This is a genomic window from Ralstonia flatus (genome assembly GCF_958439105.1).
Taxonomy (GTDB): domain Bacteria; phylum Pseudomonadota; class Gammaproteobacteria; order Burkholderiales; family Burkholderiaceae; genus Ralstonia; species Ralstonia flatus.
This window is the reverse complement of sequence record NZ_CAUDLI010000003.1, coordinates 252,254-272,191: the sequence shown is the minus strand read 5'-3', so window position 1 is coordinate 272,191 and position 19,938 is coordinate 252,254. Positions and strand designations below refer to the sequence as shown.

The window sequence follows — 19,938 nt, the reverse complement described above, 5'->3', positions numbered from 1 at the left end:
TGACGCAAAGATATCTTAATAAAACTCGGCAATTGCAAAACGGGGGAAATGCAATGCGGATTCGTCAAATCGGTCTCAAACGCCCGTCGCGCGGGATTACGATGTTTGGCATCCTGATTGGGATCATCGTGCTGATTACGTTTGTGCTGCCCGCCATTCGGTCTGTGCCGAGCCTGATGGAATACCAGGCCATCACGCGTGCTGTTAAGCAGGCGCGCGAACGTGCCAGCACGCGCGAAGAGGTGGCCGCCGCCTTTGACAAGCAGGCCGCGATCGACGACATCACGTCGATCAAGGGCGAAGATCTCGAAGTGCTGGACGGCGGTGGCTCCATTCAGGCGGTGCGTTTCTCGTACAAGCGTGAAGTGCCGCTGTACGGCCCCATCGGTCTGGTGATCACCTATTCGGGGACCCAGCGTTGACATGAGTCTGGATGCACTACAGCAACGTCTTGGCTACCGCTTCAGCAAACCGGAGTTGCTGCAGCAGGCGCTCACGCATCGCAGCCACAGCGCGATGCACAACGAGCGCCTGGAATTTCTGGGCGATTCGATCCTGAACTGCGCCGTCGCGGACATGCTCTACGGCATGTTCGGCAAGCTGGATGAAGGCGATCTCTCGCGCGTGCGGGCCAATCTGGTCAAGCAACAAGCGCTGTACGAGATCGCGCAGATGTTGCAGTTGCCCGATGCCCTGCGTTTGGGCGAAGGCGAGTTGAAGAGCGGCGGTTTCCGCCGTCCGTCTATCCTGGCCGATGCGCTGGAAGCGATTTTCGGGGCAGTGTTCCTCGACGGCGGCTTCGATGCCGCCCGCACGCTGATCCGCAAGCTCTATATCCCGATCCTTGAACAGGTCGACCCGCGCACGCTTGGCAAGGACGCCAAGACGCTGTTGCAGGAGTACCTCCAAGGTCACAAGATTGCGTTGCCGCTGTATACGGTGGTGGCCACCCACGGCGCGGCGCATAATCAGCAATTCGAGGTCGAGTGCTCGATCCCCAAGCTGGAGATTCGCGTCTCCGGCAACGGGGCGTCGCGGCGCGCGGCCGAACAATCGGCGGCCAAGCTGGCCTTGGAAGAGGCGCATCGCCTGGTGCCGCAGCTCGTCAAGCGCAGCCGCGCCGAGCGCACCGGCAAGACGCGCAAGCAGGCCACGCCGCCCGATCCGCAGTTGTCTCTCAGGTTGAAGGAATAATCAGGTAAATGAGCGACACCCCATTGCAGCCTCCGCAGCCAGAATCTGGCGTGCCGGAGGGGTTCCGCTGCGGCATGGTCGCCATTGTCGGGCGGCCGAACGTCGGCAAATCCACGCTGATGAACGCCCTTGTGGGCCAGAAGGTCAGCATCACATCGCGCAAGGCGCAGACCACGCGCCACCGCATCACGGGCATTCAGACGACGGATGACGCCCAGTTCGTCTTCGTCGATACGCCAGGGTTTCAGACCCGTCACGCCACCGCACTGAACCGTTCGCTGAACCGCGCGGTCACGTCCACGCTCACGTCGGTGGATGCGGTGTTGTTCGTGGTCGAAGCCGGCCGCTACGGCCCGGATGACGAAAAGGTGCTCTCGCTGCTGCCGCGCGAGACGCCCGTGATCCTGATCGTCAACAAGGTCGATCGGCTCGATGCGTACACGCGCGCCGAGATGGTCGCCGTGTTCCTGCAGGACATGGCGCAGGTGTTTCCGTTTGCCGAAATCGTGCCGATGTCGGCCAAGAACCGCGACGACATCGATCGGCTGCTCGGCATCGTGCGCCCGTATCTGCCGGAAGGTGAGCCGATGTACGACCCGGAAGCGCTGACCGATCGCAGCGAGCGTTTCCTGGCCGCCGAAATCGTTCGCGAGAAGGTCTTTCGCTGGACGGGCGACGAGTTGCCGTATTCCAGCACCGTCATCGTCGACAAATTCGAAACCGAAGGCCGCCTGCGCCGCGTGTTCGTGACCATTCTGGTCGATCGCGACGCACACAAGGCGATGATCATCGGTGCGAAGGGCGCCAAGCTGAAGCAGATCTCCACCGAAGCCCGCATGGACATGGAAAAACTGTTCGACGGCAAGGTGTATCTGGAGGTTTGGATCAAGGTCAAGAGCGGTTGGGCCGACAACGAAGCCGGCCTGCGCGCCTACGGCTACGAATAACCACCTAGCCGCGCCACTTCTACACACGCTCGATGGCGGGACGATCCGATCCGATTCCGGACGAGGCCGCGGAATGGCTGGCCGAGGAAGGCGTTGCTGGCGCCGCGCCGCGCAAGAGCTTTCCTGCCGGGCGTTCCGAGACGCGTGTTGCTGGGCAGCCGGCCTTCGTGTTGCACAGTTACCCGTATCGGGAAACCAGCCTCATCATCGACGTCTTCACGCCGGACTACGGGCGTATGGCGCTGGTCGCCAAAGGGGCCAAGCGGCCGCATTCGGCGCTGCGTGCGGTGTTGCAGACGTTCCAGCCGCTGTCGCTGTCCTGGAGCGGGCGCGGTGATGTGCGCACGCTCACGCGCGCAGAGTGGGTCGGCGGCATGCTGCCGCTGGGCGGAGAGGGATTGCTGTCCGGCTTCTATCTGAACGAACTGCTCGTCAAGTTCGTCGCCCGCGAAGACGGCCACCCGGTCCTGTTCGCGCATTACGTCGAGACCCTCAATAAGCTTGCCCATGGCGAACCCGCGGCCTTCACGCTGCGGGCGTTCGAACGTGTGCTGCTGCGCGAGACCGGCTTTGCCGCGCAGCTCGACCGTTGCATCGACGGCGAACCCGTGCAGGCCGATGCTGAATACGTCTATCACCCCGAGCGCGGCATCCGGCGCACGCTGCCCAGCGATCCGTCGTCCTGGCCTGTCTTGCGCGGCCAGACGCTGATCGACATGGAACACGACGACTACGCCTCACGCCCCACGACCGCGCAGCAAAGCCGCAGCCTGATGCGTTTCCTGCTGCATTATCATTTGCATGGCACGCCGCTTTCGACGCGCCAGATCCTGATCGACTTGCAGAAACTATGATCTTTCATGCCTCGCCGGGAATCATCGACCTGGGTATCAACATCGACCACGTCGCCACACTGCGCAACGCGCGCGGCACCACGTACCCGGACCCGATCGCCGCGGCGCTGTTGGCTGAAGAAGCCGGCGCCGATCTCATCACGCTGCACCTGCGCGAAGATCGCCGCCACATCAAGGATGCCGATGTGCGCGCGTTGCGGCCGCAATTGCGCACGCGCATGAATCTCGAGTGCGCGGTCACGCAGGAGATGCTCGACATCGCATGCGACGTCGGCCCGCAGGATGTCTGCCTCGTGCCCGAGCGCCGTCAGGAAGTGACCACCGAAGGCGGCCTAGACGTTGTCGGCGGTTTTGCCAAGGTGCAAGCCGCTTGCAAGCAACTGGCCGATGCCGGAATCCGCGTGTCTCTGTTCATCGATCCGGATGCGGCGCAGATCGAGGCCGCTGCAGCTGCCGGCGCGCCTGTCATCGAACTGCACACGGGCCGCTATGCCGAAGCGACCGACGATGCCGAGCTGCGGGCAGAACTTGTCCGCATCGAGACCGCGGTGGAAGAGGGCATCCGCTGGGGCGTGCGCGTGAACGCAGGCCACGGCCTCCACTACACGAACGTGCAACCGATTGCCGCCATCGCCGGCATCCATGAACTCAACATCGGGCACGCTGTCGTTGCGCATGCTGTGTTTGCCGGCTGGCAGAACGCGGTGCGCGAGATGAAGGCGATCATGGTTGCGGCGCGGTTGTCATCCACGACGCCTGCCGCGGCACACCCGGGCGTGCCTGTATGAGCGAACGGGCCGCAGCCGCCTCGGTGTCCGGTGCCATTTATGGCATCGGTACCGACATCATCCAGATCGAGCGCGTTGAAGGCGTGATGCAGCGGACCAACGGCCGCTTCGCCGAAAAGGTACTCGGCCCCGATGAGCTGCGCGTCTACCATGCCCGCAAGGCGCGTTCAGAGCGCCGTGGCCTCGCGTTTCTTGCCACGCGCTTTGCCGCCAAGGAAGCTGTGTCCAAGGCCATCGGCCTGGGCATGCGCTGGCCCATGACGTGGCGTGCGGTACAGACGCTCAACTTGCCCTCCGGCCAACCGGTGGTGCGCTACAGCGGCGAACTGGCCGACTGGATTGCGCAGCACGGCCTTCATATCCAGATCAGTGTGACGGACGAGCGCGACTACGCAGTCGCCTTCGCCGTTGCCGAGTTGCAAACGAAATCCTCCGCATGACTCAAACCAAGAAGCAGAAGCACCCCGGCCCGATCGTTCTGGATGTTGCCGGCCTGGAACTCGGCCCCGACGACGTCCGCCGCATTGCCCACCCGTTGACGGGCGGCGTGATCCTGTTTGCGCGCAACTTCGAATCGCGCGCGCAACTCATCGCGCTCACGCAGGCCATTCGGGCGATTCGGAGCGACGTGCTGATTTGCATCGACCACGAAGGCGGTCGCGTGCAACGCGCCAAGACCGACGGTTTTACGCACCTGCCCGCCATGGGCGCGCTGGGCAAGTTGTGGGACACCGATGTGCTGGCCGCGACGCGCGCCGCCACGGCTTGCGGCTATGTCCTGGCCGCAGAACTGCGCGCGTGCGACATCGACCTCAGCTTCACGCCCGTGCTCGATCTGGACTACGGCAGCAGCAGCGTGATCGGCGATCGCGCGTTCCATCGCGACCCGCGCGTGGTCACGATGCTCGCCAACCATCTCACGCTAGGTTTGCGCCTGGCCGGCATGTCCAATTGCGGCAAGCATTTCCCCGGTCACGGCTACGTCCAGGCGGATTCGCACATTGCTGTGCCTGTGGACGAGCGCCCGCTGGAGGCCATCCTTGCCGACGACGCGCAGCCCTACGGCTGGATGGGGATCGGTCTGCAGTCGGTGATGCCGGCACACGTGATTTACTCGGCCGTCGACCCGAATCCGGCAGGCTTCTCTCGCTTCTGGCTGCAGGACATGCTGCGCGCGCATTTCAACTTCGACGGCGTGATCTTCAGCGATGACCTGAGCATGGAAGGCGCGAGCGTGGCCGGCACGGTGGTCGACGGGGCGCGCGCGGCGCTCACGGCCGGCTGCGACATGGTGCTGATCTGCAATGCGCCGGAGAAGGCCGATCAGCTGCTCGGCGAGCTGGACGTGCCCATGGGCAAGGCATCGCAGCGGCGCGTGCGCCGGTTGTTTGGCGGCCGGGCCGTGAAGGACTGGGCGAAGTTGCAGCAGCAATCGGCCTACAGGCAGGCGCTGCGCACGTTGCGCGAGGCGAAGCTCATCGCGTAGTAGCCCCAGAAACGCACAAAGCGTGCTGGCAAAAGAAAAGGCTCCCAAGGGAGCCTTTCTTCTTGCTGCGGCGCCAGCTTACTTGGCGCGGCTGCGGTACTCGTCGGTACGCGTGTCGATTTCGATCTTCTCGCCGATGTTGCAGAACAGCGGCACCATGATCACGAATTCTTCGTTGTCGTTGATGCGAGCTGCCTTCAGCACCTTACCCGACGACGTGTCGCCCTTGACTGCCGGCTCGGTGTAGACGATTTCGCGGACAACCGTGGTCGGCAGTTCCACCGAGATGGCGTTCTCGTTGTAGAACGTCACTTCGACCTTCATGCCGTCTTGCAGGTAGTTCAGCGCGCTACCCATGGCGGCGGGCTCAACGTTGTACTGTTCGTACGTGACCGGGTCCATGAACACGTACATCGAACCGTCGAAGTAGGAGTACTCGGCTTCCTTCTTCTCCAGGATGACCTGGTCCATCTTGTCATCGGCGTTGAACACCGACTCGCCACCTGCGCCCGTCAGCAGGTTCTTGTACTTCATCTTGACGACGGCGCCCGAACGGCCCGAACGGCTGTACTCGGTCTTGAGCACGACCATTGCGTCGTTGCCGATCATGAACACGTTGCCAGCGCGGAGTTCTTGCGCGATTTTCAAAGCCATTTCACAGTTCCTGAGAGTAAGAGGGTTCGATGCGCGCCAAGCAACGAAGCACCGCGCGATACCCTCCGGGCCGCGCGAACCAGGTCAGAGCCGGGGGTCGCATACAGATCAGCCCGCTATTTTACCTGTTTTTCGCAAAATGCCACCAAATTCGCGGCGAGATCGCCCAGTTGCATCAAGCTTTGCTCCCAGGTGACGGCCCGTACGCGCAGGCGAGGCGCGGCGGCGACAAACTCGTTCCAGTCGAGTGACGCCGGCGCACCATTCCACGCGTGCCAGAACGAGATCAGCGCTTTGGCATCGGCGTCTGTCAGGGCTGGCGTATAGCGCGCCAGAAATGCGTCGAGCTTGACGAGGTGTACGTCGTCGCTTTGGGGGTAGATGTGCCAGACAAACGGCTTCAGCGCCCACTGAGCACGCACGAAGGAGTCTTCACCGCGTACGAAATTGATGTCGCATGCCCACAGCAGCGGGTCATAGTGCTCCTGCGGGGCGAACGGCACGACTGCCACGCTGAGGTTGCCGCGCGTCCAGCGCGCGCCCGTCTTGGCGGCGCCGGCATCGCCCATGAGCTCGGCGATCTGCTGGGCGGCCAAACCTTCGGGCACCAGGCAGATCACCGGTTGGGGCGAGGCTTCCCATTGGGAGACCAGCGCCGCCAGGGCCGGGTTGGCATAAGCGAACAGGCTTACGCGCAGGGCGTCGGGGTTGTGGTGCACCAGGTCGTCGACGCCGAGGCGGTGCCACAACGCCTGGTGCGCGGCGGGGCTCGCCTCGAACGTTTTGCGTTGCGCGCCAAGATGCGATTCCCGCAGGACGCCGCCGGTGTTGCGTGCAAAGCCGGGGAAGAAGAAGTGTTTGACGAGCGGCAGCCGCAGATGTGGCGATTGCATCGCGTGATGCTCGGCCACCCAGTTCTCGGCGCTCAGGTATTCCAGATTGAGCCAAACCGGTGCTGCGCCTTCCGACGCCCGCTCCGCCATGAGCGTCAGCACGGGCTCCGGAACGGCGCATGCGAACGCGCCAATCACCACGTCGTGCAAACCTGGGTGCGCATCGGCGGCGAGGAGATTGGCGACCTGCGCGTCGTCAGTCCATTGGCGGATATCGACGCCCGAGACGCGCTGCGCGTCGGCTTGAGCGTCGACTGCGGGGCAAATCTTTTCGAACGAACGGAGATCGTCGACCCACAGGCGGACGGTATGGCCGTGCTCCTGTACAAGCTGGCGGGCCAGGCGCCAGCAGACGCCGATGTCGCCGTAATTGTCGACGACGCGACAGAAGAGATCCCAGGATGTGATGGTGCGCATGCAGGAAGGCGAGTCGGGCAGCGAAGAAGGGCGGGCCGACATTGTAGTCGGCAGCTTGTTCTACACTGACGGCCTCTGATACAGCGAACGCCATGTCGTCCGACCCCACGCAACCCCAGCCCCCCGAGACGCCCGAGAGCGTCGAGCCCAGCGCGCCCGCCAACGTGCCCGAATTCGACGCGAAAGCGCACATCGCGCGCCTGCCGAATCTGCCGGGCGTGTATCGCTACTTCGATGCGCAGGGCAACGTGCTCTACGTGGGCAAGGCACGCGACCTCAAGAAGCGCGTGTCGAGCTATTTCAACAAAACGCTGCTTTCGCCGCGCATCGCGATGATGGTGGCGAAGATCGCACGCATCGACACCACCGTCGTGCGCAGCGAGGCCGAAGCGCTGCTGCTTGAGAACAACCTCATCAAGGCGCTGGCGCCGCGCTACAACATCCTGTTTCGCGACGACAAGTCGTATCCGTATCTGAAGCTCACGCATCACGCCTATCCGCGCATGGCGTATTACCGGGGCGCGACCGATCGCAAGCACCAGTACTTCGGCCCGTTTCCGAGCGCGCATGCGGTGCGTGAAAGCATGCAGATCCTGCAGAAGGTGTTCCAGCTCCGCACGTGCGAAGACACCGTCTTCAACAACCGCACGCGGCCGTGCCTCCTGCATCAGATCCATCGCTGCAGTGGCCCGTGTGTGCAGGCGATCAGCCCGGAGGACTACGCGCGCGACGTCGCCAACGCGGCCGGTTTCCTCCAGGGCCGCCAGGACGAGGTCATGCAGACGCTGCAGGACAAGATGCAGCGCTATTCCGAATCGCTGGCGTTCGAGCAGGCCGCCATCGTGCGCGACCAGATCGGCGCGTTGTCGACGGTGCTCAAGCAGCAGTCGGTGGAAGAGGTCGGCCACGCCAGCGACATCGACATCCTGGCCGTTGCCATCAAGGGCGGCCACGCCTGCGTGAACCTCGCGATGGTGCGCGGCGGCCGGCATCTGGGCGACAAGGCTTACTTCCCCACGCACGTTGAGGAGGGCGCCGCCATCGTCGGCGTGGATGTCGAGGCCGGCGGCGACGCTGCCGCAGAAACATCACGCGATGCCGACCGCATGGCCAGCGACATCCTCGAGGCGTTCGTTGCGCAGCACTATCTCGATCAGTTCGTGCCGCCGGTGCTGGTGGTCAGCCATCAGATTCATGCAACCGAGTTGATCGATGCGCTGGCCGAGCAGGCCGGGCGTCGCATTTCGGTTGTGCGCCAGCCGCAGGGCGGACGTCGCGCCTGGCTGGAGATGGCGGAGAAGGGCGCCGAGCTGTCGCTGATGCGCCGGCTTTCCGAGCAAGGCAGCCAGCAGGCCCGTACGCGCGCGCTGGCCGAGACCATCGGCATCGATCTGGAAGACCTTGCGGCGCTGCGCGTCGAGTGCTTCGACATCAGCCACACCGCCGGCGAGGCCACGCAAGCGTCGTGCGTGGTCTTTCACAGCCACGCCATGCAAAACAGCGAATACCGTCGCTACAACATCCAGGACATCACCCCCGGTGACGACTACGCGGCCATGCGGCAGGTCCTCACGCGGCGCTACCAGAAGATCGTTGAGCAGGCTGGCGAAGACACGCCGAACATGCCGAGCATCGTGCTGATCGACGGCGGTAAGGGGCAGGTGGAAGTCGCGCGCCAGGTGTTTGAAGAGCTGGGGCTGGATATTGGATTGCTCGTCGGCGTGGCCAAGGGCGAGGGGCGCAAGGTCGGCCTGGAAACGCTGATCTTTGCCGATGGCCGTCCGTCACTGGAGCTGGGTCAGGGCAGCGCCGCGCTGATGCTGGTCGCGCAGATTCGCGATGAAGCGCACCGCTTTGCCATCACCGGCATGCGCGCCAAGCGAGCCAAGGCGCGCAACACGTCGCGGCTGGAAGAGATCGAAGGCATCGGCGCCAAGCGTCGGCAGCGGTTGCTGGCGCGCTTCGGCGGCCTGCGTGGCGTGATGGCCGCGAGCGTCGACGAACTCGCCACGGTCGAAGGCATCTCGCAGACGCTGGCCGAAGAAATCTACCGTCAGCTGCATTGATCGGCGACAATGCCCCATCTTGCCGCGTAGGTTGGAGCTTGCGCGGCGGTTGTCCTCTCGATTTGCCATGCCTTTCAACTTCCCGATCCTCCTGACCTGGCTGCGTGTGGCCATGATCCCGCTGGTGGTGGGCGTGTTCTACGTGCCGGACACCTGGATAGCGTTGCCCGCCAAGAACCTGACGGCCGCGGTGTTTTTCATCGTCGCAAGCCTCACGGATTGGTTCGACGGCTTTCTTGCCCGCCGCTGGAACCAGACGTCCGCCTTCGGCGCTTTTCTCGATCCGGTCGCCGACAAACTGATGGTGGCCGCTGCGCTGCTGGTGCTGCTGTCGTTGGGGCGCGTGTCCGACGTCATCGCGCTCGTCATCATCGGCCGCGAGATCACCATCTCTGCCCTGCGTGAATGGATGGCGCAGATTGGCGCGTCGAAGAGCGTGGCCGTGAACTTCCTCGGCAAGCTGAAGACGACCTTCCAGATGATCGCCATTCCGCTGCTGCTGTTCGAAGGCCGCCTGTTGGACATGATTGACGCGCAGGTGTGGGGCACGTGGCTCATTTACGTGGCGGCGGTGCTCACGCTGTGGTCGATGGCGTACTACATGAAGCTCGCGTGGCCGCAGATCCGCGAGCGCGCGAAATGAGCCTGTAAAAACTCTTGCGCAAAAGTGTTGACGAGGACGATTCTTCTTTGCCATAATCTCGTTCTCGCGTTGCAGTGATGTGACGCAAACGGTCTGGCAGCACAAAGGTTGTACGGCAGTGCTGATAGCCAAAAATGCGGGAATAGCTCAGTTGGTAGAGCGCAACCTTGCCAAGGTTGAGGTCGCGAGTTCGAGCCTCGTTTCCCGCTCCAGTTTTAAATATGTGGCCGTGTTGATGTGATGGCGCGGCGGCATAACCGGTTACGCGGGAATAGCTCAGTTGGTAGAGCGCAACCTTGCCAAGGTTGAGGTCGCGAGTTCGAGCCTCGTTTCCCGCTCCAATCCCGAAGGGAAGCCTTGCTTCCCTTTTTCTTTATCGGCACTGCAAACACGCGGTTCTTCATGAATTGCTACAATGCGGTGCTGAGCCCCTGGCGGGGTAGCAAAGTGGTTATGCAGCGGCCTGCAAAGCCGTGTACGCCGGTTCGATTCCGGCCTCCGCCTCCAGAATGAAAAAAAGCCCCGACTGGTTCGGGGCTTTTTGTTTTTCACGTATGCGGCTGCCGTATCGCTACGGCGTTGGCGTGATGCCGGCGCACAGCAAGCGACAGTGGTGGATATCTGTGCAAAAAAAAGAGCAGCCCGGCAAGGCTGCTCTTTTTGGTGCGGTGTGGCTTACTCCTTCGGCTGGATCACCACCCACGCATTCGTCCCCGGCGGCACGGTGATGGTGTCGGCGTACGTACCCGTCACGGAACCCCGCGGCGACACGAACGCGGCATACGGCGCCAGCGTAGCGGGCGATGTCGGCAGGCTCTGAACCGCATGGAAGGGTTTGAGATTGACGGCCGGCACCTTGAAGCCACCTTCTGCACGCGCTGGGAAGCTGTAGCGAGAGGCTCCACCGCTAGAAGGCATCAGCGACGCCATCGTCACAGCGAAGCGCTCTGCTTCTGTGCTGAAACTCGAATCCGCGCGTGCCGCCTTGATCGCATTGTCGAGTACGGTTTTGGAGTCTGGGCTGTCCATACGCGTAAGCAGATCTTTGTAGAAGCCCAGGCCGAGCTGGCGATTCAGGAATCCGCCAAAAGCCCCATTCACTGAATAGCTGTCGCACAGCTCGTCGTCACCGCTGGTAAAGGTCGTCAACGGGCATGTGTAGCCAGTCGTCGCTACGAAGCCCGGAATGCGAATGTCGCGCACGTTGTTGAAGGTGGCGTCCACGTTGGAGCTAGCCCAATCCTCCATCATCATCGCCGATTGCTCTTCCAGCCAGGTGTCGAATGCAAATTCCGGTCCGTTCAGGACGGCGCGGCGATAGAAGTTCTGCATATGCATGCCTTCGTGTGCCAGCGTCATGAGCGACGCCTGCAAGCCAAAGCTTCCGCCCAAATACATGGTCTCCGTATCGAGGTAGAGCGACACCGATTCGTTGCTCTTCGGGGCGCTACTCTGCAGGAAACTGTTCAGCCCATGGAAGTAGCCGACCATGCCGAACGGTTTGGCGTTTTGGTCGAAGTTGAGCAGGACGAGGTCGATCGGCTGGTTCGGGGCCAACAGATTGTTGTAACGTTGATCGCCCCATAGCGGCCCGCCCACGGCTGTCAGCATGTCGTAGACGCCCCCGGGGCGGGCATACGTGTCCAGCATCCGATCGATGATGGCTTGGGTGATTCGGTCCGGCGCAAGCTCAGTGTGCTCGACCCACAGGTTGATCATCTTTCCGTCTGCGGCGGCCTGCTGCTTGACCAGCGTGGCGGTTCGGGCCACACCGTTCATATCGTTCCACTGACGTTGATCGTTGACCGCATAGACGGTCGAGGCTTGCGTCCGCACGCCGGCAATACCCATTTGCGATTCGCTCGCACGTGGGCCGAGGAGCTTGGCAAAGCCTGAGCGGTTGAATTCCTGGATGCGCGCCCGGATCTCGCCGTCCGTCGCTTTGGGCGGTTGCACGCTCCGCACAGACGCGCGGTTGACGGCGGATGCCTTGACGAACATGGAGAATGGCGCAGGCGTGTCGGTCGGGTTGGTGTAGACGACGCGGACATCCTCGCCTGAGAGACCGCCTGCCATGGTGATGTTGACTTGTGCTGCCTTGGCTGTGGCGCCCGTATTTCCTACAGACCAGATGCCTACGCCTGAGCCCGAGTACGTTGCGTCGTCAGCTGCGGCACAGTCGGTGCAGGCCCTTTGGAAGTCGTTCTGTGGCTTGGTCGGCGTTGTGGTGCCGGTGTTGCCCTCAGGCGTGGTTGACTTCGCCGTGCTGTCATCGCCGCCACCACAAGCTGCCAAACAGGCGGCCATGATGATGGCTAATCCCAGGGCAACCGCTGGTTGCCGATGCTTGAAACGCATAATCCGCCCCTAAAAATGGTGCCACGGTTGGCGCCTTGAATAAAAAATGAGGATGCTGGCCTTGACTGCCTATTGCTGATAAGGCGAGGGCGGATTTTATCGAGCCTCTAGGGAGTGGGGTGTCGATATTTTTGAAAATAATTGCAAATAAGCGGGCGTGAAATTTATTTAATCGTCTTGATTGTCATTAGTTATTTAAATTAACAAAAATTGTTGTGATCCGGGGGCGGTTCGTTAGCGCGGCGGGCCCGCGGCTTCCGTGCGCAGTCAACTATGTCAGTCGGAAATTTGTTGCAGTGGGGATGCTGCCCCGTTCGGGGGCGCGATGGGCGGTCACCTCAACGCTTCACTGGCTCGATGCTGCGAACGTGGAGCGTGTGCTGTGACAGGGCTGAAAACGTTGTGTCGCCGCCCGGTGTGCCCGAAACAATTACGCGTTGGTTGACGAGTGGAAGCAGCGCATTTTCGTCCGACACATCAAGCTTCCACAGCGCACCGTCCTCCGTTCGCACGGCGAGGTAGTTAAATGGAACATTTCCAACTTGGCTGAGTGTGCCTTGCAGCGTGATGTCTGAAGCCGGCGAGGGAGGGCTGCATGCGGTCAATAACGTAGAGACCAATAAGTGCGAGAAAAAACGAGAACAGTGCATGGCGATAACGATTTATTGATTTGACTGGGGATGATTTTGTCTGATGTAAGCCAATTAATGCGCCGGCGGATTTTGGCGGAAGGAATATGACATGCAGCGGTGTCGCACCAGTCTGGATATTCGGAGGCCCGCTAACGCATCGTTCCAGCCGACTGGCCCAGGTGGAGTAAGCTTGAACCGCTTTGCCCGGAGAGTGGTGTCCAGAGGCACTCCGCTCGATCACAGCAGGTGCGGGCGTGTACCTACTACCCCGGCGCCGGGCACACCCTGTTCTGTCGCAATAAAAAATGATAGAACGGCACAAACCGCTGCCAAGGCGCGGGGTTTTTCACAATTGTTTGCAATGCCGCGGGGGTAGCCTTCTAGGATGGCCTGGGCTCAAGTCGGTGTGGAAGCTGTTCCGGCGACTCCGAATATGAGCCTGGGCGCGGGTCCGGACCGTACCGGACGGGGCTGATGGTGCAACTACGATGTTCCGGCTGGAACCCGATCACGATGAGAACGGGCCGAACCGGCATTCCACGAAGCGACGGCCCGGCGGTAACAATGGGGCCGGATCCATCACGGGGAAAGGGCAGTCCAGATGGCGATACGAATTGCCTCGGTAGAAGACAACCAGGCGCAATCGGATTTGATCCGCGAAATCCTGGTTTCGTCGGGATACGAATGCGAGAGTTTCAGTAACGGGGATGCCTTCGTCAAGGCGCTGCGGGATCGAACGTTCGACCTGCTGCTGCTTGACTGGCAGTTGCCCGATATCAGCGGCATCCAGCTCGTGAGCTGGGTGCGGCAGACGGTCGGCCCGGCGCTGCCGGTGCTGTTTCTGACCAACCGTTCGCTCGAAGACGACGTGGTGCGCGGGCTGGCCGCTGGCGCCGACGATTACGTCGTCAAGCCGGTGCGCCGCGCCGAGCTTGTGGCGCGCGTCGGTGCGCTGCTGCGTCGTGCCGCGCCGCGCACCAGTGAATCGCTCGAACGCATTCGCGTCGGTCCGTACGCGGTGGACCCAGTCGGTCGCGTGCTGACACTGAATGGCTCGCAGGTCGAGCTGTCCCCGCGCGAGTTCGATCTGGGGCTGTACCTGTTCCGCAATGTCGGCAAGCTGGTGCCGCGCGAGCTGATCGAGCAGGCAGTGTGGGGCCGCAGCATCGGTCCGGATTCGCGCACCCTGGCCACGCATATCTCCAAGCTGCGGCTCAAACTCGATCTCAATCAGAAGAATGGCGTGCGGCTGGTCTCGGTGTATTCGCATGGCTATCGGCTGGAAACCACGCAGGAAGATGGCGAAGCAAGCTGAAGCAATTTGGGGTGGTTTGATTGGGCGCGCCGCGTTTGTCGGCGCGTTCGTTCTTTTTGGCGGCGTTTGGCAGCTGGCGATGGCCCAGCCTTCCGGCGCGGACGGTTCCGATTTCGTCTATCGGGTGCAGCCGGGCGACACGTTGATCAGCCTCGCTGAACGTTACATGGACAGTGTCCAAGGCTGGCGCCTCCTGCAGCAGCGCAACCATGTCGCCGATCCGTATCGGCTTCAGCCCGGCTCGCTCCTCCGGATTCCGTTCGATCGCATTCCGGTCGTGCCAGCGACGGCGCAGGTCGTGTTTGCACGCGATGCAACCACCGGCGGTAAGCCCCTGCAGGCTGGTACGAAGCTCGCAGAAGACGCACAGATCGACACCGGCGACAAAGGCGCCGTGACGCTGGCCTTTGACGACGGCACACGCGTGACGGTGCCACCGGGCAGCCACGTTGCGCTGTCGCGTGTGCGGGCGTTTGCGCGTGCCGGGCTGATCGATGTGCGCGTGCACGTGAAGAAGGGCGAAGCGGAATCCAACGTCGCGCCCAAGAAGAGCGGCGTCGGCCGCTACGAGATTTCCACGCCGGCGCTCGTGACGGGCGTGCGCGGTACGCGTTTCCGCGTGCAGGCCAGCGAAGCGGGTTCGACGAGTTCCGTGCTGGAAGGTGAGGTCGCCACAAGCGCCGGTCGTCAGAAGCAAGCGGTCAAGGCCGGCTTTGGCGTGGTGGCTTCGGCGGGACATCTCAAGCGGACCGCGCTGCCGGCGGCGCCCAGGCTCGACACCATTCCGCAACTTGTGCAGACGCCGTGCCTGCGCGCGACGTGGCAGCCGGTCAAGGGCGCGGTCGGGTATCGCGCCGCCGTGGCGCGGGACGCCGCGCTGACGGAACTCACCGCCTATCAATCCAGCAAGGCCCCGGCGGCAACGCTGTGCGGCGACGAGGACGGCGACTATATACTCGTCGTGCAGAGCGTTGACGCCCTTGGCCTGACGAGTGAATCGGCCACGCGGCCGTTCACGGTGCGGCTCCATCCGGAAGCGCCGTACACGATCCAGCCCGCCAGCGACCGGACCTACCGCAGCGGCGACGTGGCATTCGCGTGGGCGATGGTGTCCGACGCGGGCAGCTACGACCTGGAAGTGAGCGATGCCGAGACCTTTGCGTCGCCCGTCATTCAGCAGCACGGCAAGGACGTGCGCCTGGTCAGGCCGCTGACGGCCGGCACATGGTGGTGGCGGGTGCGCTCGGTGGCCGCGGACGGTAAAACCGGCCCGTGGAGCGATGCCCAGCGTTTCCGCGTGCTCGACATTCCTCTTGATGCCGCGCCGACTGCCGCCGTGGACGCCGGCGATGACGGCAAGCTGCATGCCCATTGGTCTGCGCTGTCGCCCGAGCTTGTGGCGTCGGGCGCGCGCACGCGTGTGCAACTGGCGGGCGACACAAGCTTCGCCAAGCCCATCGTCGACATCGTCAGCGAAGGCAACGAGGCGACCCTTCCGCGGCCGCCCTCCGGCGTGTATTACATCCGCACCGGCGTAGACCTGGGCGATGCCGCGTCGGTGGTCTACGCCAAGCCGCAGCGCATTGACGTCGGCTCCTTCGTTGGCGACTCCGCGCGCAGCCCGGTGCAGAGCGGCGACGGCAATCTCCTTCTCAATGACTGAATCCGCACCCGCCCAATCCGCGGTGCGCAGCCTCGGGGCGCGCGCGCTGGTGGAGTGGGGTGTGCTGGTGGCGCTGGCTGCGCTGCTGACGTTGGGCGCTGTGCGCTGGAGCGTGGTCGCGCGGCTCGACGCGGCGCTGTACGACGCGGTCGTCACGTTGCATGGGCACGCGCCGCGCGACGACATCGTCATCGTTGCCATCGATGACCAGAGCCTTGACGCGGTGGGGCGCTGGCCGTGGCCGCGTAGTCGTCTTGCGGATCTGATCGCGCGCGTCGGGCAGGCCCGGCCGCGCGCCATCGGTGTCGATATTCTGCTGATCGAACCCGATCTCGCGCACCCTGAAGGCGATCGCGCATTGATCGAGGCCATCCGGCAAGCCGGGCATGTCATCCTGCCCGCGCTGCCCGAGCGCACGGAGCAGGGGCGCGTGTATCACTATCCGTTTCTCGGCATCAATGCCGCCGTCGCGCATATCAATGCGGCGCCCGATGCAGACAGCGTGGTGCGCGGCATGTATCTGGCGGAGGGGCCGAGCGCGCATCTGCTGGACCATCTGGCCGTGCAGCTTGCGGGGCAGGCGCTGCGCTCGCCAGCCTCCGTGCCGGCGCTGGCCGATGTGGAGACCGATGCGGCCGGCTGGACGCGGCGTGGGCATATCCGCCTGAATTTTGCCGGGCAGGCCGGTACGTATCGGCACGTGCCCGCGCTGGACGTGCTCAACGGCCACGTGGCGCCCGATGCGCTGGCCGGCAAGCTCGTGCTGATCGGGGCCACGGCATCCGGGGTGTCCGATATTTTTGCGACACCGCCGTCGCGCACGATGAGCGGCGTGGAAGTGCTGGCCAATGCCACGCAGACCGTGCTCGACAGCAGCGCCATCCTGCCGGTGTCGCCCGGCGTGTTTTGGGCGATGACGCTGCTTCCTTTGTTGATGACCGCGTTTGCCGTGCGTTGGCTGACGCCGCGTATGGCGCTTGCCGTGGCGCTGGCGGGGGCGGCTGTCTTGTTGTTGAGTGCCATCGGGGCGCTGGTGTTCGGCAACCGCTGGTTGCCGCCCTTTGCCGCGTTGGTTGGCCCGCTGGTGTTGTATCCGCTGTGGAGCTGGCGCCAGCAGGAAGCCGCGCTGCGTTTTCTGCGCGACGAGATGCAGCGCCTGGCGCGCGAGCCCGGCCTGCTGGCCGAGACCGCTCCGCTGGCACGCCCTGGCCGCACGTTGGGCGCACATATGGATGCCGTAGCCTCTCTTACGGACAAGCTGCGCGGGCTGCGTCGCTTCCTGGCCGATGCGTTGGAGAGCCTGCCCGATGCCACCGTTGTCTGCACGCACGATGGCACGATCCGCCTCGCCAACGGGCGCAGCGCCGACTTGGCCGGCCAGTCGCAGACGCCCGGCCAGAACCGCGCGGCCGCGTTGCGCGACCTGCCCTCGCTGCTGGCGCGGGCGTTTCCCGACCCTTCCGCAGGCGAACACTACTGGGCGCGCTGGCTCACCGATCCCACGGGGCTCGAACCCGTCGAGCTGCAGACGCACGACGGCCGCTCGATGTTGATGCACGCCGCCGCATTGCGGGACGAAGCGGGGCGCCCCGTCGACATCATCGTCAGCTTTGCCGACATCACCCCGGTGCGCCAGGCCGAGCGCCATCGCGAAGAAGCGCTGCGGTTCATCTCGCACGACATGCGTTCGCCGCAGAGTGCCATCCTCGCCCTGATTGAGCTGCAGCGCGATGCGTCGCGCGCGTTGGACCGCGAGGTGCTGCTGTCTCGCATCGAGCAGCTGTCGTCGCGCACGCTGGAGTTGGCCGATGCCTTCATCGACCTGGCGCGCGCCGAATCGCAAACGCTCAAGCTGGTGGACGTGGATCTCGTGGGCCTCGTGCTCGATGCCGCCGATGAGGTCTGGCCGCTGGCGAATCGTCATCAGGTGGAAGTGCGCGTGGTGGCCGACATTGAAGCGGCCGTGCGGGGCGAACCGCGCTTGCTGGTGCGCGCGTTGGTGAATCTGCTCAACAACGCCATCAAGTTCAGTGCGGCCGGTTCCGTAGTGACGGTGACGGTGGAGCAGGACGAAGCCATGTTCTCGGTGGCCGTGGCGGACCAGGGGGCCGGCATTGCCCTTGCCGATCAGCCGCGGCTGTTTCAGCCGTTTCATCGCTTGCATGAAGGCGCGGCCAATGCGCCCGCCGGCAGCGGCTTGGGTCTCGTATTCGTGAAGACGGTGGTCGACCGGCATGGCGGCCGCATTGCTGTGCAGAGCGCACCCGGCCTGGGGTCGACCTTCACGCTGTGGCTGCCGCGCGTCGCGCATCGCCACGACGCCTGAGGCCACGACGGTCTCGTGTGGCCTTTGCCACATTTCCTTTTCAATCATTTGCATTTCGGCACGGCGGCGGCCCTACAGTTCATTGGCCGACCCGCACAGCATGCACCGGTGATACACCGGTCGAGAGACGACGGCACCTTGGAAAAAACCGAGCACAGACACGCCCGAGGCGCCACGTATGTTGAGCCAGATTGCAACCGATGTTTTGACTGAATGCGATTACGAATGCATTCGCGCGCAACTGCATCACGCCCTGCGCGGTAACGGGAACCCGCCGCAGTTCGAAGGCTTCTGGCTGGCTGGTTGGCATGTATCCATGTGGCGCGGCGGCAGTGGCGACGACAGCAATGCACAGCATCATCGTCACGCCGCCGCTTGACCGCGCCGCACGCCGTCCACTACAACCCCGAGCCATGAAAATCGGCCTGATCGACACGCACCTCGCCCGCCAGCAGGCGATCCACACGGCGCTGCGGCCCACGCGCTTTGAATGTGTGCCGCTGTTTCTCTCTCGCCAGGTTTTTGAAGCCATCGACTTGCACGGCATCAACTTGTTGATGGTCGGTGCGCATGCGCACGACATGCCAGGCCTGTCGCTGGTGCGCACGGTTCGCGAACGCGTGGGGCCCGGCATGGCCATCGTCTATCTCGCCGACGGGCAAGCCGATACCGAAACCGCAGACGCGCTCAACCACGGCGCTGACCTTTGCTTTCAAGGCGACATCCGTCCGCCAGAATTGCTGGCGCGGCTCGATGCGTTGATTCGCCGCTTTGCCGTGAGCCGCGCCGTGCGGGCGTCGGAGATTCATCTGGGGCCATACACGCTCGATCGGCAGAACCGCTCCATCCGGCTGCGCGATGCTTCGGTGTCGGTGCATGCGCGTGAGTTTGAGCTGGCGCTGTTGCTGTTCGCGAATGCGGGACGGATTCTCTCGCGCGCCGACATCGAACTGGCCCTTTGGGGCCGGGAGCTGAGCCCGTATTCGCGCACGCTCGATACGCATGTCTCGCGCCTGCGCAAGAAGTTGCTGTTGGGCGCCGAGAACGGCCTGCGCCTGCGCGCCATCTACGGGCAGGGCTTCTGCCTGGAGCGCGTGATCGACGCCGAAGCAACGCACTGACCGCCTCGACCCGCGGAGCCACTGCCATGCAATTGCTCTGTATCACCATCCTCATCGGCTTTCTGGCCGGGCTTGTGGCGCGGTGGTGGGTAACGCCACGCTGCGGCGCAAGCGGCTTCATCCTCACCATCATGGTCGGCATTGCCGGCGCACTGGCAGCGGCTTTTCTCGGTCAGTTGATGCGTTGGTATGAGCCGGGGCAATTGGCTGGGTTTGTCAGCGCGATGGTGGGTGCGATCATCCTGCTGGCCGGCTATCACGTGTTGGCACGCGAACGCTGAGTCGGTCGTTTCAGAGTCAAGCCCCGCAAAGTCGGGGCTTTTTTTTGTTGGTGCAGCGGGGAGGAGACTCGAACGCCCGCCGCCAAAAGAAACGCCCTGACACTCGGGACAGCAGCATCAGGGCCAAGAAGGCCGCGGCTCTCTCTTCCGCGGCCGGAGCGCACCCACGAGGGGTCGGTGCAAGCTCAGGTTACGTGGCGGAGAGCGGGCGAATGCAAATCTTTATCAACAGCGCGGAGATCGGCGGATATGCGACGGCTGCTGCGCCACTAGTAAGACGTCGTACAACCGAGGGTCGTG

The 19,938-nt window shown here is 63.5% G+C and carries 19 protein-coding genes and 3 tRNA genes; 18 read left to right on the top strand and 4 right to left on the bottom strand.

The window, feature by feature from the left end:
• The first annotated feature begins 53 nt into the window (after nt 1-53).
• From R2676_RS08300 to nagZ, 7 genes are read left to right on the top strand one after another with little or no spacing between them, the layout of a single operon-like run.
• A complete protein-coding gene (locus R2676_RS08300) occupies nt 54-422 on the top strand; it encodes a DUF4845 domain-containing protein (RefSeq protein ID WP_206275506.1) in 369 nt (122 codons plus the stop codon).
• A 1-nt stretch (nt 423) separates the two neighbouring features.
• A complete protein-coding gene (gene rnc, locus R2676_RS08295; protein ID WP_027677748.1) occupies nt 424-1,194 on the top strand; it encodes a ribonuclease III in 771 nt (256 codons plus the stop codon).
• 8 nt (nt 1,195-1,202) lie between these two features.
• Nucleotides 1,203-2,141, top strand: a complete 939-nt coding sequence (gene era, locus R2676_RS08290) for a GTPase Era (protein WP_004635627.1) — start codon at nt 1,203-1,205, stop codon at nt 2,139-2,141.
• A 32-nt stretch (nt 2,142-2,173) separates the two neighbouring features.
• Nucleotides 2,174-2,995, top strand: coding sequence for a DNA repair protein RecO (gene recO, locus R2676_RS08285; protein ID WP_206275504.1), 822 nt, complete (start codon nt 2,174-2,176; stop codon nt 2,993-2,995).
• Nucleotides 2,992-3,783, top strand: a complete 792-nt coding sequence (gene pdxJ, locus R2676_RS08280; protein ID WP_027677746.1) for a pyridoxine 5'-phosphate synthase — start codon at nt 2,992-2,994, stop codon at nt 3,781-3,783. Before recO ends, pdxJ begins: the two co-directional genes overlap by 4 nt.
• Complete coding sequence (gene acpS / locus R2676_RS08275) at nt 3,780-4,223, top strand: holo-ACP synthase (RefSeq protein ID WP_102064878.1); 444 nt, start codon at nt 3,780-3,782, stop codon at nt 4,221-4,223. Before pdxJ ends, acpS begins: the two co-directional genes overlap by 4 nt.
• Nucleotides 4,220-5,269 carry a beta-N-acetylhexosaminidase gene (gene nagZ / locus R2676_RS08270; RefSeq protein ID WP_206275503.1) on the top strand — a complete coding sequence of 350 codons (1,050 nt, stop codon included), beginning with the start codon at nt 4,220-4,222 and terminating at the stop codon, nt 5,267-5,269. Before acpS ends, nagZ begins: the two co-directional genes overlap by 4 nt.
• A gap of 78 nt (nt 5,270-5,347) precedes the next feature.
• On the opposite strand, the gene efp is transcribed toward nagZ, so the two are convergent.
• Together efp and earP are read right to left on the bottom strand one after the other, a co-directional pair.
• A complete protein-coding gene (efp, locus tag R2676_RS08265) occupies nt 5,348-5,917 on the bottom strand; it encodes an elongation factor P (RefSeq protein ID WP_027677743.1) in 570 nt (189 codons plus the stop codon).
• A 122-nt stretch (nt 5,918-6,039) separates the two neighbouring features.
• Nucleotides 6,040-7,233 carry an elongation factor P maturation arginine rhamnosyltransferase EarP gene (gene earP, locus R2676_RS08260; RefSeq protein ID WP_206275502.1) on the bottom strand — a complete coding sequence of 398 codons (1,194 nt, stop codon included), beginning with the start codon at nt 7,231-7,233 and terminating at the stop codon, nt 6,040-6,042.
• Between the two features lie 92 nt (nt 7,234-7,325).
• Between earP and uvrC the strand changes: the two genes are divergently transcribed.
• The 5 genes from uvrC to R2676_RS08235 all read left to right on the top strand — a co-directional run bounded on the left by uvrC (nt 7,326) and on the right by R2676_RS08235 (nt 10,449).
• Nucleotides 7,326-9,299, top strand: coding sequence for an excinuclease ABC subunit UvrC (uvrC, locus tag R2676_RS08255; RefSeq protein WP_206275501.1), 1,974 nt, complete (start codon nt 7,326-7,328; stop codon nt 9,297-9,299).
• 67 nt (nt 9,300-9,366) lie between these two features.
• Nucleotides 9,367-9,942, top strand: a complete 576-nt coding sequence (pgsA, locus tag R2676_RS08250) for a CDP-diacylglycerol--glycerol-3-phosphate 3-phosphatidyltransferase (protein WP_206275500.1) — start codon at nt 9,367-9,369, stop codon at nt 9,940-9,942.
• Between the two features lie 136 nt (nt 9,943-10,078).
• Nucleotides 10,079-10,154, top strand: a tRNA-Gly gene (locus R2676_RS08245).
• 53 nt (nt 10,155-10,207) lie between these two features.
• Nucleotides 10,208-10,283: transfer RNA gene (locus tag R2676_RS08240), tRNA-Gly, on the top strand.
• A 92-nt stretch (nt 10,284-10,375) separates the two neighbouring features.
• Nucleotides 10,376-10,449: transfer RNA gene (locus R2676_RS08235), tRNA-Cys, on the top strand.
• Nucleotides 10,450-10,617: 168 nt separating this feature from the next.
• Here the strand turns inward: R2676_RS08235 and R2676_RS08230 are convergent.
• Together R2676_RS08230 and R2676_RS26160 are read right to left on the bottom strand one after the other, a co-directional pair.
• Nucleotides 10,618-12,300 (bottom strand): M30 family zinc metallopeptidase, encoded by a 1,683-nt coding sequence (locus R2676_RS08230; protein WP_206275499.1) that lies wholly within the window; start codon nt 12,298-12,300, stop codon nt 10,618-10,620.
• Nucleotides 12,301-12,638: 338 nt separating this feature from the next.
• Nucleotides 12,639-12,950 (bottom strand): DUF5818 domain-containing protein, encoded by a 312-nt coding sequence (locus R2676_RS26160; protein WP_410482485.1) that lies wholly within the window; start codon nt 12,948-12,950, stop codon nt 12,639-12,641.
• Between the two features lie 583 nt (nt 12,951-13,533).
• Between R2676_RS26160 and R2676_RS08225 the strand changes: the two genes are divergently transcribed.
• The 6 genes from R2676_RS08225 to R2676_RS08200 all read left to right on the top strand — a co-directional run bounded on the left by R2676_RS08225 (nt 13,534) and on the right by R2676_RS08200 (nt 19,638).
• Complete coding sequence (locus R2676_RS08225; RefSeq protein WP_027677738.1) at nt 13,534-14,247, top strand: response regulator transcription factor; 714 nt, start codon at nt 13,534-13,536, stop codon at nt 14,245-14,247.
• Nucleotides 14,231-15,910, top strand: a complete 1,680-nt coding sequence (locus tag R2676_RS08220) for a FecR domain-containing protein (protein WP_206275498.1) — start codon at nt 14,231-14,233, stop codon at nt 15,908-15,910. The genes R2676_RS08225 and R2676_RS08220 overlap by 17 nt, the downstream gene beginning before the upstream one ends.
• Nucleotides 15,903-18,236, top strand: coding sequence for a CHASE2 domain-containing protein (locus tag R2676_RS08215; protein ID WP_206275497.1), 2,334 nt, complete (start codon nt 15,903-15,905; stop codon nt 18,234-18,236). The genes R2676_RS08220 and R2676_RS08215 overlap by 8 nt, the downstream gene beginning before the upstream one ends.
• 178 nt (nt 18,237-18,414) lie before the next feature.
• Nucleotides 18,415-18,615, top strand: coding sequence for a hypothetical protein (locus tag R2676_RS08210; protein WP_206275496.1), 201 nt, complete (start codon nt 18,415-18,417; stop codon nt 18,613-18,615).
• A 34-nt stretch (nt 18,616-18,649) separates the two neighbouring features.
• Nucleotides 18,650-19,357, top strand: coding sequence for a response regulator transcription factor (locus R2676_RS08205; RefSeq protein ID WP_206275761.1), 708 nt, complete (start codon nt 18,650-18,652; stop codon nt 19,355-19,357).
• Nucleotides 19,358-19,383: 26 nt separating this feature from the next.
• Nucleotides 19,384-19,638: a GlsB/YeaQ/YmgE family stress response membrane protein gene (locus R2676_RS08200; RefSeq protein WP_206275495.1), complete on the top strand. Its 255-nt coding sequence runs from the start codon at nt 19,384-19,386 to the stop codon at nt 19,636-19,638.
• Nucleotides 19,639-19,938 lie beyond the last annotated feature (300 nt).

Coding starts and splice junctions, on each gene's coding strand:
- R2676_RS08210 (WP_206275496.1), top strand. CDS start 18,415: ATGTTGAGCCAGATTGCAACCGATGTTTTGACTGAATGCGATTACGAA.
- R2676_RS08220 (WP_206275498.1), top strand. CDS start 14,231: ATGGCGAAGCAAGCTGAAGCAATTTGGGGTGGTTTGATTGGGCGCGCC.
- recO (WP_206275504.1), top strand. CDS start 2,174: ATGGCGGGACGATCCGATCCGATTCCGGACGAGGCCGCGGAATGGCTG.
- R2676_RS08205 (WP_206275761.1), top strand. CDS start 18,650: ATGAAAATCGGCCTGATCGACACGCACCTCGCCCGCCAGCAGGCGATC.
- pgsA (WP_206275500.1), top strand. CDS start 9,367: ATGCCTTTCAACTTCCCGATCCTCCTGACCTGGCTGCGTGTGGCCATG.
- R2676_RS08225 (WP_027677738.1), top strand. CDS start 13,534: ATGGCGATACGAATTGCCTCGGTAGAAGACAACCAGGCGCAATCGGAT.
- nagZ (WP_206275503.1), top strand. CDS start 4,220: ATGACTCAAACCAAGAAGCAGAAGCACCCCGGCCCGATCGTTCTGGAT.
- R2676_RS08230 (WP_206275499.1), bottom strand. CDS start 12,300: ATGCGTTTCAAGCATCGGCAACCAGCGGTTGCCCTGGGATTAGCCATC.
- acpS (WP_102064878.1), top strand. CDS start 3,780: ATGAGCGAACGGGCCGCAGCCGCCTCGGTGTCCGGTGCCATTTATGGC.
- uvrC (WP_206275501.1), top strand. CDS start 7,326: ATGTCGTCCGACCCCACGCAACCCCAGCCCCCCGAGACGCCCGAGAGC.
- rnc (WP_027677748.1), top strand. CDS start 424: ATGAGTCTGGATGCACTACAGCAACGTCTTGGCTACCGCTTCAGCAAA.
- era (WP_004635627.1), top strand. CDS start 1,203: ATGAGCGACACCCCATTGCAGCCTCCGCAGCCAGAATCTGGCGTGCCG.
- R2676_RS08215 (WP_206275497.1), top strand. CDS start 15,903: ATGACTGAATCCGCACCCGCCCAATCCGCGGTGCGCAGCCTCGGGGCG.
- earP (WP_206275502.1), bottom strand. CDS start 7,233: ATGCGCACCATCACATCCTGGGATCTCTTCTGTCGCGTCGTCGACAAT.
- R2676_RS08200 (WP_206275495.1), top strand. CDS start 19,384: ATGCAATTGCTCTGTATCACCATCCTCATCGGCTTTCTGGCCGGGCTT.
- pdxJ (WP_027677746.1), top strand. CDS start 2,992: ATGATCTTTCATGCCTCGCCGGGAATCATCGACCTGGGTATCAACATC.
- R2676_RS26160 (WP_410482485.1), bottom strand. CDS start 12,950: ATGCACTGTTCTCGTTTTTTCTCGCACTTATTGGTCTCTACGTTATTG.
- R2676_RS08300 (WP_206275506.1), top strand. CDS start 54: ATGCGGATTCGTCAAATCGGTCTCAAACGCCCGTCGCGCGGGATTACG.